The sequence below is a fragment of the Streptomyces sp. NPDC031670 genome (assembly GCF_055580545.1).
This window is the reverse complement of sequence record NZ_JBVILC010000003.1, coordinates 341,557-355,242: the sequence shown is the minus strand read 5'-3', so window position 1 is coordinate 355,242 and position 13,686 is coordinate 341,557. Positions and strand designations below refer to the sequence as shown.

Annotated in this window: 13 protein-coding genes; 4 read left to right on the top strand and 9 right to left on the bottom strand. The window is 69.2% G+C overall.

The genetic code is table 11. The features are described 5' to 3' along the window. The first annotated feature begins 174 nt into the window (after window positions 1-174). Together ACZ5ID_RS08675 and ACZ5ID_RS08670 are read left to right on the top strand one after the other, a co-directional pair. Window positions 175-945, top strand: coding sequence for an XRE family transcriptional regulator (locus ACZ5ID_RS08675; protein WP_468894770.1), 771 nt, complete (start codon window positions 175-177; stop codon window positions 943-945). Then, window positions 942-1,415 carry an NUDIX hydrolase gene (locus tag ACZ5ID_RS08670; RefSeq protein WP_468894768.1) on the top strand — a complete coding sequence of 158 codons (474 nt, stop codon included), beginning with the start codon at window positions 942-944 and terminating at the stop codon, window positions 1,413-1,415. The genes ACZ5ID_RS08675 and ACZ5ID_RS08670 overlap by 4 nt, the downstream gene beginning before the upstream one ends. Here the strand turns inward: ACZ5ID_RS08670 and ACZ5ID_RS08665 are convergent. Next, the gene (locus tag ACZ5ID_RS08665; RefSeq protein ID WP_468894766.1) at window positions 1,403-1,972 is read right to left on the bottom strand and encodes an HD domain-containing protein; all 570 of its coding nucleotides are present in this window, start codon (window positions 1,970-1,972) and stop codon (window positions 1,403-1,405) included. The genes ACZ5ID_RS08670 and ACZ5ID_RS08665 overlap by 13 nt on opposite strands. Before the next feature lie 11 nt (window positions 1,973-1,983). Continuing rightward, entirely contained in the window at window positions 1,984-2,430 is a 447-nt protein-coding gene (locus ACZ5ID_RS08660; RefSeq protein WP_468894764.1) for a GntR family transcriptional regulator, read from the bottom strand. A 1,061-nt stretch (window positions 2,431-3,491) separates the two neighbouring features. On the opposite strand from ACZ5ID_RS08660, the gene ACZ5ID_RS08655 reads away from it, so the two are divergent. Beyond that, a complete protein-coding gene (locus ACZ5ID_RS08655; RefSeq protein ID WP_468894762.1) occupies window positions 3,492-4,298 on the top strand; it encodes a DUF6602 domain-containing protein in 807 nt (268 codons plus the stop codon). A gap of 76 nt (window positions 4,299-4,374) precedes the next feature. Here ACZ5ID_RS08655 and ACZ5ID_RS08650 read toward each other — a convergent pair whose 3' ends face one another. Beyond that, window positions 4,375-5,478 (bottom strand): SRA domain-containing endonuclease, encoded by a 1,104-nt coding sequence (locus ACZ5ID_RS08650; RefSeq protein ID WP_468894760.1) that lies wholly within the window; start codon window positions 5,476-5,478, stop codon window positions 4,375-4,377. Window positions 5,479-6,011: 533 nt separating this feature from the next. Here ACZ5ID_RS08650 and ACZ5ID_RS08645 point away from each other — a divergent pair. Next, window positions 6,012-7,100: a type III polyketide synthase gene (locus ACZ5ID_RS08645; protein WP_468894758.1), complete on the top strand. Its 1,089-nt coding sequence runs from the start codon at window positions 6,012-6,014 to the stop codon at window positions 7,098-7,100. Between the two features lie 13 nt (window positions 7,101-7,113). Here ACZ5ID_RS08645 and ACZ5ID_RS08640 read toward each other — a convergent pair whose 3' ends face one another. From ACZ5ID_RS08640 to ACZ5ID_RS08615, 6 genes are all read right to left on the bottom strand, one after another. Next, complete coding sequence (locus ACZ5ID_RS08640) at window positions 7,114-8,694, bottom strand: alpha/beta hydrolase (protein ID WP_468894756.1); 1,581 nt, start codon at window positions 8,692-8,694, stop codon at window positions 7,114-7,116. 155 nt (window positions 8,695-8,849) lie between these two features. Beyond that, window positions 8,850-8,996 (bottom strand): hypothetical protein, encoded by a 147-nt coding sequence (locus ACZ5ID_RS08635; protein WP_468894754.1) that lies wholly within the window; start codon window positions 8,994-8,996, stop codon window positions 8,850-8,852. Window positions 8,997-9,058: 62 nt separating this feature from the next. Next, window positions 9,059-9,397 carry a hypothetical protein gene (locus tag ACZ5ID_RS08630; protein ID WP_468894752.1) on the bottom strand — a complete coding sequence of 113 codons (339 nt, stop codon included), beginning with the start codon at window positions 9,395-9,397 and terminating at the stop codon, window positions 9,059-9,061. A 126-nt stretch (window positions 9,398-9,523) separates the two neighbouring features. After that, window positions 9,524-10,906: an amino acid permease gene (locus tag ACZ5ID_RS08625; RefSeq protein WP_468894750.1), complete on the bottom strand. Its 1,383-nt coding sequence runs from the start codon at window positions 10,904-10,906 to the stop codon at window positions 9,524-9,526. Between the two features lie 66 nt (window positions 10,907-10,972). Continuing rightward, window positions 10,973-13,099 carry a phage holin family protein gene (locus ACZ5ID_RS08620; protein WP_468895087.1) on the bottom strand — a complete coding sequence of 709 codons (2,127 nt, stop codon included), beginning with the start codon at window positions 13,097-13,099 and terminating at the stop codon, window positions 10,973-10,975. A gap of 114 nt (window positions 13,100-13,213) precedes the next feature. Then, window positions 13,214-13,618: a recombinase family protein gene (locus ACZ5ID_RS08615; RefSeq protein WP_468894748.1), complete on the bottom strand. Its 405-nt coding sequence runs from the start codon at window positions 13,616-13,618 to the stop codon at window positions 13,214-13,216. Between the last annotated feature and the right edge of the window lie 68 nt (window positions 13,619-13,686).

Here is a 13,686-nt window from a genome sequence, read left to right as displayed (position 1 = left end):
TGAGGTTCGCCCCGTCAAGCCCTTCGGCTGTCCGGCTCCGCGAGTCCCTCGCTGTTGGCGTGCCTACAGCTTGGCCTCGGTGGCGAAGACGATCGACCCCGCACATGTACGACCTGTGCACGGCTTCGCTACGGTGAAGTCGTCCCAAGTCGTCCCAGCCGGGGAGAGCACGACATGGCCAACGAGCGGCTTCGAGGCGCGATCGTTGAGAGCGGCATGACACTCGATCAAGTCGGCGCCCGCTTAGGGGTGTCGGCAAAGACAGTCGAGCGATGGATCGGAGATCCGAAGCGCAAGCCCTACCGGCGCTTCCAGTACGCGGCTGCATCGCTACTGCAATGTGAAGTTTCCTACCTGTGGCCGGAGGAGCGGACATCAGAGGAGGTCACCGAGGCTGGAAACGCAGAGCTGATCAAGCTGTACCCCCACAGGTCGGTCGTGCCGAGCCGATTGTGGCCACAGCTCTACTCACAAGCACGGGAGCGCTTCGACATCCTCGTCTACTCGGGCTTCTGGCTTACTGAGGACCCTGCGTTCCATCGAGTTGTCAAGGAGAAGTCAGCGGTAGGCGTACAGGTCCGTTTCATGCTCGGAGATCCGGACAGCCCCGCCGTGGCCTTGCGTGGCGAGGATGAGGGGATCGGTCCGGCCATGGCCAGCAAGATCCGGAACGCTCTCATCAACTACAGCTCACTCTTCGGGCTCCCCGGCGTCGAGTTCCGTCTGCACAACACCACGCTCTACAACTCGATCTACCGGGCCGATGACGAGATGCTGGCCAACGGCCATCTGTACGGGGTCGGGGCGTACATGGCCCCCGTGTTGCACATCCAGCGCGTCCCAGGGGGCGAACTGTTCGATGCGTACGCTGAGAGCATCGAACGGGTCTGGGAGACAGCCAGGCCAATCTCTTCACCCGTCGACTGCGGAGGTCTGCACTCGTGAGCCGAATCGACTACTTCCGCGATCCCAACGCGCCTCAAGCCAACTCTGTGGTCCCCTCAGTCACGGCAGTCGTGCAGGACGACGCCGGACGACTGCTCATCATCCACAAGACCGACAACGGCCTATGGGCCCTCCCTGGGGGTGGCCACGACATCGGCGAAAGCATCGGGGAGACGGTCGTACGGGAGGTACTGGAGGAGACGGGCATCACTGTCCAGGTCGACAGCATCGTCGGGCTCTACACGAACCCTGAGCATGTCCTGGCGTACGACGACGGAGAGGTACGGCAGCAGTTCTCGATCTGCTTTCGTGCCCACCCGACCGGCGGAACGTTGCGCACGAGCAGCGAGTCAAAAGAGGTCCGCTGGGTTGACCCAGCGGACCTCAATGACTTGAACATCCATCCGTCCATGCGTCTACGCATCCAACACGGACTAGACGATTCACGTCGTGAGCCCTACATCGGCTGATCTTCGATAGCCGCCTTAGCCAAGCGGTCCTCAACTCGATCAGCGGCTGCGTAGATCTCTGGCGCCGCACGCTGGATGAAGCGACCCACGATCGTGTCGGTGCCGTATCGCTGGACGATCTCGTCCAGCCGTTCAGCCGGCGTGGTTTTCGTGCCGTCCGGCGTGGTCGTCATGTCGCAGAACAGCAACGCGTCAACGAGGCCGGGACGCTCTAGCTCAAACTCGCTCTCAAGCTCCTGCCTGATACCTCGTTCCTCTGCCTCCAAGAGGGCGCAGGAATGATGAGCTACGAGACGGACTACCCGTTCGTCCGCCCCTTCCTGGTCGCGGAGGAACCGGGCCCCATCTAGCGGGTGAAACCCGGTGGCAGCAATGCTCGGTGAGTATCCGATGTCATGTAGCACTGCCGCCGCTTCCAACAGCTCTGCATCGTCGCCCAAGATCGGGCTCAGCGAGCGAGCACGCTTGGCGACTCCGAGAGAGTGCGCCCACCTGCGCGGAAGCGGGCCAGACAGCAACGATTCGGAGATCGAGTACGCCCACTCATTCAGTCCCATGGGGGCCAAGGCTACGACCGGCTGCCGGGTGTCGGGAGGGCGCGTACGGTGCGCCCCTTGCCGTGCACGGTGGCGAGCAAGCCGGTCCCCTCCATGTTGGCCAGTACGCGACGCACTGCTGTACGTGATACCCCGAAGCGCTCGCAGAGCTTCGCCTCGGACGGATACGTGTCACCGATCGCCAGAGAGTCCTCAGTGATCACGTCGGTCATCCGATCCGCAAGCGAACGACGGTCGCCCCCTTGGGCGACGCGCCAGCCGACCCCTGGCGCGGATTCAAGGGCTGCCTCGGCTTCGAGCACCTTGAGGGCGCGACGGATTGTGTTGCGCGCGACACCGTACGAACGCATGAGATCAGCCTCTGACGGCAGCGCGCCGGTGATCTCGCCCGCTTCGATCCCGTTCCGCAGCGCCTCCGAGATGACCAGGTAGGTTCCTCGCGGACTGGCCTCCGACACTTGGGCTCCTCTCACGTCCGTTCGTTGCTCGTGTACAAGCGTCCCATGGACGTCCGGCGATGCGTCAGCGTGGTTCTTCCGGCTATCCAGCTCACTTGTCGTCCTGCCCCACGCCGCTGCTTGGCCTCAAGGCGGCGCAGTCGCGTGTCGATGGTGGCACTCCGTGTGGCTATGCATGGCGGACCCTGGCGATTGGTCGTTCAGACGACGCCTGCTCCGGCGCGCACGGTAGGTTGCCGAGAGTTCGGCACTGTCGCGCCTAGACGCCCCGCTCGCCTTGAGTCGGGGTCCGACCTGGTCGCACTCCGACCTAGTCGGGAATGACAACAGACAGGAGCCGAACGATGGTGCGACCCAAGCAGGGGCGACGCCGCCGAGGCCCGCGAAGAGACTGGGTCGAGTTGGCGGTAGTGGCTCTCGGTACGGTCACCGCCATCGCGGGGTGCATTGAGCGGTTCACGCACTAGTAAGGGCGTGTTCCCCGGCCGGTATGGACGGGCAGAAGTGAGCCCGGCCGTGTCGTAGTCGGCCGGGCTCACACTGTCCCGCGCGGGAGACCTGGCTTCGGGCGACACCGGAGCCAGGTCTTCGTGCTTCACGCGGGGGTCTGCAATCGGCCAACACAGGGCGCTACTACTTAACGGACAGCGGAGCCCTCTGCCCCTGCGCTGACTTGGTCTAAATAGTACAGCCAACCCCCGTGGCGCTCTCGACTTGGTAGGTCCGTTTTCGCAGGTCAGGGGGATGGCGCGACTACCTGGCGGAGCCTGGCGATGCGCAAGCGAATTCATCAAGATTTTTAACGTTTCCGCAGGTCAGGCCGCTTCAGGGGTAGTAGTGAAGTACGGCGGAGGGTAGCGAAGGGTGGCGGACCACGGCCCTGGTGGCGGCACATGTCAGCGTGGGCTGACGACCCATCAGCCCCGACACGGAAGGCCGACTTGATGGCAACACATTCATCGTCTGGGCAGCCTGAAGACGCCTCGGCGTCGGGGTCACCGCACTTGGAGGGACTAAGGCGCGTTGGCCCAACTGCCAGCTGTCCCACCTATGATTCACCCATGACCCAAGTGAAGCTCGGCAAGATCCTCAAATCTGTAGCAAAAAGAATGCGAGCAGATTTTGATCAGTCCCGGAACTTTAATCATAACGGCGAAGCTGGAACGTCTCGCGAATTACTAATCCGCGACTTTCTGTCAGGCTATCTCCCCTCACACGTTGAGGCGATTCATAATGCCGAGGTGATTTCATATAACGGTGACGTATCGCCGCAGTGCGATATTGTTCTGATAGATCGCGACACGCCGCCGTTCACGACTCTACAGGGGTACCGAGTCATCCCCAACGAGTGCGTTTACGGCATGGTCGAGGTAAAAACGAAGCTGGACGGGCAGCAACTGCTCGACGCTTGCAACAAGATCAGCAGCATGCGACAGCTGCCGAAGGGGTCGTATCGGCCGATCCCGGGAACCATCCCACGCTCCACCCAGGCATACGGGCGGACTTGGGATTACTTTCCCACGTCAGGCATGATCATCGCATTCGATAGCCTCACCTTGGAGACCATCGGTGAGCATCTAATGGCATGGTGCCGAACTCGTAATCCCCTTGAATGGCCGGACAGTGTATGGGTTGCCGGGAAGGGACACCTTCAGTGGGGCGACCACAGAACGGGCTCTCTCTTCAGGTCACCTAGGGCGGGTGCATGCCTTTACCAGGTGGACTCTCTACCGGACCAAGACATCCTCCTCGCCTTGGCGCTGCACCTCAACATCCACTTCTCTGATGCCTGGATGAACCCACTCGACCTGGTCCCCTACTCGGGGGCTACTCCTCTCGGGCAGGTCTCCAAGCGCTGGACGATCTGACCCGCGAGAAGTCCCCTCCGCACCGCGGGCTAGACATATAGCTGCGAGTGGAGGGGACTTGTCAGTGCGCAACGCTCTACAGCGTCACGTCTCCGACGAAACGCCCATCGTCTGCCCGATACACGACGCCGACGTCGAACCGGTCGAACAGGTCATACATGTCCGGCGGTGGCGCGGCGGGCAACAGAATGACGCACTTAGGTTCGCCATCATGCGCAGATGAATTGACGTATCGGCGGTAGTCGAGGATCTGACCAAGCGCCATCCGTACGTCCTCACGAGAGCTCGAACCCTTTGCCTCGTAGAGAACGTGGTCTGTTGCGTCGTAGAGGTCCGTCCGCAGGGTTGAGGTGAGGCCCTTCACCTTGATCTGGTAGGCGCCGGTCTCGTGCCCGGCTGCGTCCAGATGCGACTTGTATGCCTGCGTCAACTCTGCTTCACGCCGCACTGCGATGGTGGCAGCAGTGGCGGCCCGCAGACTCAGCTTGGTACTGAAGGCTTCAGGGACCACAAACTCGCCGCTGGTCTCCGCGTTGGGAGCCGCAGCTCGCGCGGCTCCCTTTTTCCGCACTCGCTGCTTCGGAAGCGGCAAAGCTCCACTGGTGGCCGGGTCTGCCTGGAACGTCGCAGCCGTCACGAGTTGGAACGGAACGAATTCAGCGATGGTCTCCTCAGCGACGGGGATTACGTCCTGAGGAGCAGGCTGCACGGCATCGTCGGGACGGAGTCGAAACACGATGACGTTTCGCTCCACCCGGTCTTCACCATGAACCCTGCGCCATACATACGGCTGCATCGTGTCCAGCGTGAACGCCCCAAGGTAGCGGTGCGTCTTCGTGTCACTGCCGGGGACCTTACCCACGCACGTGAACACGCGAAGCGTCCTGCCCTGCTCAGCATGGCGAAGGATCGACCGGTTACCCGTGCCGGCAACGCCATCGAAGGTCTGATCCCCGTTCTTGCCAGCCCCGGTGTACTCGAAGACCGATCCCAACTCGTCTTCTTCGGCCAACCAGCCGTCGTAGTAGCCGTTCCGCTCGCCCACGTCCGGGTCCGAGTAGAGGCTCACGTCGTTATCGGCAGGGCAGATGCCTCCCTGCGGACTTCCCCCAAACACCGCGCGAATCTCCGCACGCGTGCGGACGTCGCCGGGCTCGATCACCTCAACGCTAGTGGTCATGACGTGACCTTAGAACACCCCACTGACATCGCTGCCCCAGCCCCAGCCGTGGAGCCCACCGCGGTCGGCCCACCTACCAGCGGTACCGCTCAGCGACTCGCATGCACGGCAACCCCGCCGCTTTAGCTCACCAGTTCACTATCCGGGCGTGGCCGACGCGAGGCGTCGGGGAGCCAAACGGGGAGCCACCCGATACGACATCAGGTGGCCTCCCATGGACTTCCATGGACTGTCGACCCCCTCCCGCCAAGGTGGGAGGGCAGGCCACACAGCTCGCATCGGGGGCATCGCTTACCGCCCAGGTAATGCGGACCCGGCGAGGCCGCCCGCCCCGGTCCGCCGCGTGCCCGCCCGGGGGCCGTCACCCGAGTGGCCCAGCCGGTCCGCAATATCCCTCTAATCGGTTAAATGCCTCGTTCGAGGACATGCCCATGATCACGCTCGGGGATACGTCACAGGCACACGTCCGCACACCCCTGGAGCACCCGCGTGGAAACCGCAGGCGTCCGCCCGGCAGAAGACAAGGAAGTTCCATGGCCACCCTGTGCCGTCCGTCAGTAGCCGTACCCGACCATGTGATCACCCAGGAGGAGACGCTCGCCCTGGCCCGTGAGACCCATGCCGACCACCCCCAGCGGGACCTCGTCCTGCGGCTCATCCAGAACACCGGGGTCCTCACCCGCCACATCGTGCAGCCGATCGAGGACACCCTGCGCCACCCCGGCTTCGAGGAGCGCAACCTGCTGTACGAGGCGGAGGCCAAGGCCCGGGTGCCCGGTGTCGTCCGGCGGGCGCTGGCCCACGCCGAGGTGGAGCCCCAGGACATCGACCTGATCGTCTACGTCTCCTGCACCGGCTTCATGATGCCCTCGCTGACCGCCTGGCTGATCAACACCATGGGGTTCAGGACCGAGACCCGGCAGCTGCCGATCGCCCAGCTCGGCTGCGCCGCGGGCGGCGCCGCGATCAACCGCGCGCACGACTTCTGCACCGCCTATCCGCGCGCGAACGTGCTGATCGTGTCCTGCGAGTTCTGCTCGCTCTGCTACCAGCCGACCGACATCGGCGTCGGCTCGCTGCTCTCCAACGGTCTCTTCGGCGACGCGATCTCCGCAGCCGTGGTGCGCGGCGAGGGCGGCACCGGCATGCGGATCGAGCGCAACGGCTCCCACCTGGTGCCCAACACCGAGGAGTGGATCTCGTACGCGGTGCGCGACACCGGGTTCCACTTCCTGCTCGACAAGCGCGTCCCCGGCACCATGGAGATGCTCGCGCCCGCGCTGAAAGCGCTGGTCGCGCAGCACAGTTGGACCATCCCGGACATGGACTTCTTCATCGTCCACGCGGGCGGCCCGCGCATCCTGGACGACCTGTGCCACTTCCTGGAGCTGCCCCCGGAGATGTTCCGCTTCAGCCGGGCCACCCTCACCGAGCGTGGCAACATCGCCAGCTCCGTGGTCTTCGACGCGCTGGCCCGGCTCTTCGACGAGGGCGGCGCCGCCGACGGGGCCGGCGGGCTCATCGCGGGCTTCGGCCCCGGCATCACGGCCGAGACGGCCCTCGGGCGCTGGGTCGCGGCGGCCCCGGTGACGGCCCCGCTGGCGGCGGCGATGAGCGGCTGAGACCCGGGCGCGCTCAGGGCCCCGGGGGCGTCTCGCGGGCACAGGACGTCCCCGCGGCGGGCAGGACGCCGTCGAGCAGGAAGGCGTCCGCCACGTCCCGGACGCACTGCGAGGCGGCGTATCCGCCGTGCCCCTCGCCCTCGTAGGTGAGGACCACGCCCTTGCCGAGACGGCGGGCCGTCTCCGCGGCCCACGGGTACGGCGTGGCGGGGTCGCCCCTGGTGCCGACGAGCAGGGCGGCCGGCGCACCGGTCCGGCCGATCGAGCGGATGAAGTCCGTACCGGCGGGCCAGCCGGTGCAGGAGATCGCCGCCCCCACCTGCGCGGGGCCGAACACCGGGGAGGCCTGGGCGAACTTCTTCTCCAGTGAGGCGAGTTCGGCGGCGGGGTCCTTGGCGCGCACCGGGTCGTCGGCGCAGTTCACGGCGAGGAGCGCCTCGCGGCTGTTGTCGTCCTCGGCCCGGTCCCCCCGCGTGTCCTCCCCCGCGAACCGCCGGGTGATCTTGTCGAGGACGGCCGGGTCGCCCTTGTCGTGGAGGGCCGCGATGCCCCGTGCGAGGGCCGGCCAGAGCTGCTCGGTGTAGAGCGCGTCGGTGATCGCGGTCCGTAGGTCCGCGGAGGTGAAGTCGGCGCCCGAGGCGGTCCTGGCGCTCCTGCCGTCGAGCCGGGCGACGGTCGCCCTCAGGGTGCCGGCCGCCTTGGCGGTGCTCGCGCCGAGCGGACAGCGGGCCCCCCGGGCGGCGCAGTCCGACAGGAAGGTGTCCAGGCCCTTCTGCAGGGCCGTGGTCTGGGCGAACGCCGACCGGGCGGCGTCGGCCGTCAGCGAGTCCACGGCGTCCAGGACCATCCGCCCGGTGCGCTTGGGGAACTGCGCCGCGTAGACCGCGCCGAGCCGGGTGCCGTAGGAGATGCCGAAGTAGTTCAGCTTCCGGTCGCCGAGCGCCCGGCGCAGTACGTCCAGGTCGCGCGAGGCGTTGATGGTCCCGACGTACGGCAGCAGCTTCCCGGTGGTCCCGCGGCACCCCTCGGCCACCGCCCGCAGCTCCTCGACGAGCTGGGCGCGCCCCTCGGCGTCGTCGGCCGGGCCGCCGTCCGAGGGGCTCTCGATGAGCTGCTCGGCCTTGGCGCCGCAGCGCACGGGGGCGCTGCGGCCCACCCCGCGCGGGTCGAAGCTCACCAGGTCGTAGGCGGGGGCCAGACGCGCGGTGACGGCCATGAAGTCGCCGAGCCCGTTGAGGCCGGACTCCCCCGGGCCGCCGAAGTCGAGCACCAGCGAACCCCTGGGGGCGGTGGCGTGGGCGGTGGCCGCGCCGGTGCCCGTGCCGGTGGGGCCCTCACCGGACTCGGCCGCCCGCACCCGGGCCACCGCGAGCGCGATGGTGCCGTTCTCGGGCCGCGCGTAGTCGATGGGCACGGTCAGCTCGGCGCACTCCATGCCCTTGGGGGCGTTCCTGACGGTGCAGCCGCCCCAGGTCAGGCGCTGGGTGTAGAAGCGGGTCAGATCGGGCTGGGCGCCGTCCGCCCGGGCCGGGACCGCCAGGGCGAGCAGCGCCATCGCCGCGCCGACGGCGCCCGCTGTCGTTCCTCCGCGCATGGCAGCCCCCTCGGTCGGGTGTTCCCGGAGCAAACCTAAGCCGCCGAACGGAGTACCGCACCACGGAGTGCCCGCTGTCGTCACCGTCCGTGAGAACAGCAGGTCACCAGGGCGGTGGCCGTAACCGGTCCACCGCCCTGCCGTGGCGGGCCCGGCTACTCGCCGTGCGGGTCGGCCGGGGGTCGGCGCCCCTCCTCATGGGGTTCGGGGTCCTCGCGTTCGGGGGTCGCGGGGGCCGGTCGGATTCGGGCGGCCTCGGCGCGCAGCATCGCGTTGAGCGCCGCGAAGGGGTCGACGGGCATGGCTGAACCACCTCGCTGTGCTGGTGAGTTGACGTACTGCCGGCTCGTTCCGTACGGAACGCTCAGCAGCGCAGCACCACACAGCGCACACCGTCGGGGGAGGCCGTCCGGCCGGACCCGCCCGGGGCCGCGCCGGTTCGCCCGCGCACGGCGGGCCGGGGGGACACCGGCGCGGAGCGGGTGTCGGGCGCAGGCCGGCTCGCGCGGACCGCCGTCCGGGGCGCGGGCGCGGCCTCGTCGGACTGCTCCTCACCCACCGGGCCCGGCGCCACCGAGGAGGCGGCCACCCGGTCCGCGGGCGGCCCCGCCGCCTCCGCGCCCGGCGCCGCCCCGAGCAGCGCGGCCACCACGAGCAGCACCACGAGGGCGCGGCGCAGGGCGGTGGCAGGAGCGGACGGCATGCTCCAACCCTGCCCGCGAACGGCCGCGACCTGCCCGGATCCGGGCGAGATCCCCTCTCCCGGGTGAACGACCGCGAGGACGCGAACTCGTCGGACCGGCGCGCCAGTCGGGTCCGCGCGCGGGGGCTACGCGCGGACGCTCTCCCGTACCGCCTGCTCGGCCGGCTCCACCGCGTCCCCGCGCGCGGCCTGCTTGCGGGCGGCGAGGAGGGCGTACACCAGCACGCCCGCGAAGAGGAACAGCACGCCCTGGTAGACCGCCTGGTAGCCGGAGCCGGCGACCAGCCAGAGGGAGAAGGCGGCGGCGAGCGCGGCGAGCAGGCCGTCGCGGACGAGCCGGCCCCGGTGGACGCGGTCGGCGCGGCCGGAGGCGAGGAAGTAGATCTGGGCGGCCGTGGACAGCAGATAGGGGACGGTCGCCGTGAACGTGGTGACCAGCACCAGCATCTCGAAGACGCCCTTCGAGCCGGCCGTGTAGTTGTAGACGGTCAGCGACGAGGCGAGGACGACCGTGACCAGGACGCCCACGGTGGGCACACCCCGGTCCTTCCGCGCGAAGGCCTGCGGGAACAGTCCGTCCCGGGCGGCGGCGTACGGGGTCTGGGCGCTCAGCAGGGTCCAGCCGTTGAGGGCGCCGACCATGGAGACCAGGGCGGCGACGGCGACCGCGGTGCCGCCCCAGGCACCGCCGAACATGGCGTTCACGGCGTCGGTGAAGGGGGCGGTGGAGGTCACCAGCCGGTCGTGCGGCACGGTGCCGAAGACCGAGAGGGTGCCCAGGAGGTAGATCACGGCGGCGCCGAGGGTGCCGAGGATGGTGGCGCGGCCGACGTTGCGGCGCGGGTCGCGGACCTCGCCCGCGCTGACGGCGGCCGACTCGACGCCGAGGTAGCTGAAGAGCAGGATCGCGGCCGAGGCGGAGACGGCGCCCATCGCGCTGTGGTCGTCGGCCTGCAGGGGTCCGAGGTTGGCCGGGTCGAAGAAGAAGAGCCCGCCGACCGCCACCAGCAGCAGGGGCGCGAACTTCAGGACGGTGGAGACCAGTTGGACCGCGCCCACGTACCGGGTGCCCGCGAGGTTGGCGAGCGCGGGGAGCCACTGCAGGGCCAGCGCCGCCGCGATGGTGGCCGCCTTGTCGCCGTGCAGGGGGATCAGCACGTCGAGGTAGCCCACGGCCGCCACGGCGAGCGCCGCGTTGGAGACCCAGGTGGTGATCCAGTACGACCAGGCGGCGAGGAAGCCGGCGAAGTCGCCGAACGCCTCGCGCGCGTAGACGTAGGGGCCGCCGGTCCGCGGCAGCCGCTGTGCCAGGCGTCCGAAGACCAGGGCCAGCGCGATCGCGCCGACGGTCAGGACCGCGAAGGCGAGCAGGCTGATGGTGCCGAAGGGGGCGACCGAGGCCGGCAGCAGGAAGATCCCGCCGCCGATGATGTTGCCCATGACCAATGCGGTCGCCACCGGCAAACCGAACTGCCGGGCATGCCTGCTCTGGGTGTCGTGCGTGGTCATGGGGTGGTGCGCCTCTCTCCGTGCCAAAACCCGTTCATGGTCCGGTACGGAGGGCCTCGCTCAAAATCACGCGGATTTGTCCCGTACGGCCGCCCCCTCAACCGGAAAAGGTTCGTCCGCTTCCGCTTCGGGCCGAGGAATCTGCGGGGTGGCGAAAACCGGCACCTGCGGCCCCATGCACTCGCGCAGCCACCGCCGCAGCACCCGGTGCACCTGCTCGGCACCCACCAGCGGGTCCCCCTCGGCGACCGGCGCCGACAGCTCGCGCGGCCACAGCAGGAAGGCCTGCGCCTGCTCGCCGCCGAGGCCGCCGTGCGAGCCGATCTGCTCCTCGAAGGCGTGCACCTCGCCGGTGACCGGGTCGTACATGGAGTTGATCATGATGTCGGCGGTGTGCGGGAAGGTGTCGGTACGCCGCACGGCCTCGGCGGCGCCCGGCCCGAACCCGCTCAGCGGGCCCCTGTCGTCCTCCAGTTCACCGATCGGCACCTCCTGGAGCCGGTCCGCGTCCGCGCCGCCGATGACCACCGCTCCGTACTCTTCGCTGCGCACCAGCAGGAACCCGATACCGGGGTGGCCGGCGAGGGTGCGCAGGAGCGCGGGGTGGCGGCGGTCGATCTCCTCACGGCTGAGGCGCCCTTCGGTGTCGGGGAAGGAGACGAGCCCGAGGTTGCCGGAGGCGAGCACGACCGGGTCGCAGCCGGGAGCCTGCTCCCCGCTGCCCGGAACCGGCCGGTGCAGCGCGACCCGCACCGCGTCCCGCGCCTCGGCCCCGCTCTTGGTGCGCCCGGCGCCGCGCGGCACGGGCAGCCCGCACCCGGCCCGCACCAGATCCCTCAGCGTCAGCCCGTAGGCACCCGCGAAGGTCTCCCCCGGGCTCTGCCCGTGGTCGGACAGGAGCACGATCCGGTACGCGCGCGGGGCGTGCTCGGCGACCTTGGCGAGCAGCGCGATCGACCGGTCGAGGCGCTCCAGGACCTTCCGGGCGTCCCGGCCGCGCGGCCCCGAGTGGTGGGCCACCTCGTCGTACGCCACCAGGTCGGCGTAGACGGCGGTGCGCCCGGCGAGCATGTCGCCGATCACCGCGGCGACCACCACATCGCGCTCGACGACGGTCGCGAAGGCCCGGATGAACGGGTAGAGCCCGCCGCGCCGCACACGCGGCGCGTCACCGCGCAGCCGGGCGCGGGTGGACTGGCCGATCTCGCGGCCGACCTCGGCGACGAAGGAGAGCGCGGTGCGCACGGCGTTGGCCGGGTCGGAGAAGTACGCGAAGTAGCCCGCCCGGGAGCGGTTGCGACGGCCGCGCCGGGCCGCCATCGACAGGACCAGGGCGAGCTGGTCGGCGCCGCCGGAGAAGAGGTTGCCCCGGCTGGCGCCGTCGACGGTGAGGAGCCCCGCGTCGCCGGTGCGCGCCACCGCGCGGCGCTGGAGCTCGACGGCGCAGGCCGGGCGGTTGGAGACCATCAGCTCACCGGTCTCCTTCTCGTACCAGCGGAAGGCGGGCACGTCGAAGGTGGAGCCGTGCAGGATGCCGAGCTGGCTGGCGCCGGTCTGGCTGGACCAGTCGGTGCGCCACGGGGTGAGCCGGTGGGTGCGCTCCAGCCAGCCGGCCACCGTCGGCATCAGACCGGTGCCGACCGCGTGGCACAGCACGTCGTGGCCGACGCCGTCGAGCTGGAGGAAGACCGTCCCCGGCGTCTCCTCGCCCGGCCGGTCGTCACCGCGCCTGCGGCGGCGCCGGTCGGCCAGGCGCGAGAGTCTGCGCCGGTAGGCGTTGTCGTCGCGGACCGCCAGCGCGGTGGAGGTCGCCGAGGCGACGGCCGACATCACCGCGGCCACCACCACCGCGGTCTCCGGCTGGGCCGCGCCGCGCCCGCTGGGGATCAGGCTCAGCGCGAGCAGCAGCAGCGAGCCGTTGAGGAAGAACACCAACAGGCCCAGGACCAGGGCCGGGACCAGCAGGAAGGCCCGTACCACCAGCGGCCACACCAGGGCGCTCAGCAGACCGAACGCCCCGGCGCCCCAGGCGGCGGTGAGCGCGACGCGGGTGACGCTGTCGCCGCCCGCGGACTTCAGCCGGAAGTCGGGGAGGATGCCCGCGAGCGCCATCATCGTGAGGGTGGACACCGCCCACACCACGACCACCCGTACCAGGGCGCTGCCCGCCGTCCGCCATCGCCCCGCACTCACGCCGCTCGTCACTGCCTCTCCACCCAGCCGTTCACCCCCAGCGTGTCACAGGGGGAGACGCGGCCGACGCGATGGACCGGCGGCGGCGTGCTGGGCGGTGGGCGGTGGTCCGCGTCAGCAGCCGTCGTAGCCGGCGGTCGGCATCGAGAGTCTGCGGTGGATGTGGGCCTTCTTGTCCGCGTCGTAGTCCGGCTCGACGAGCCCGGCCGTCTCCAGCCGCACCCCGCGCCGCTCGCACTCCGCGGAGAAGGCCGGGACCGAGGTCAGCGCGCGCGCCAGGACGCGTTCGTTGGGCGCGACGAAGAGGTCCACCTGACCGGCCTCCACGTCCGTCCACAACCCCTCGTGGTCGGGGCGCAGACCGTAGAAGAGCAACTGCCGGGTGACGACGTACCCCTTGTCGGCGGCCCAGCGCGCGCACATCTCGTGCTGGCTTCGGGTGTCCACCAGGAAGGGGTCGAGGTCGAGTTCCTCCAGCGGGGTCAGACTGGCGATCGCCGCCACTCGCACGTCACCCATGACCGACCCCCATGCCCTTCGTTGTGGTGCCGACCCTACTCCTGGTTCACGGCGGCGAGGAGTAGCCG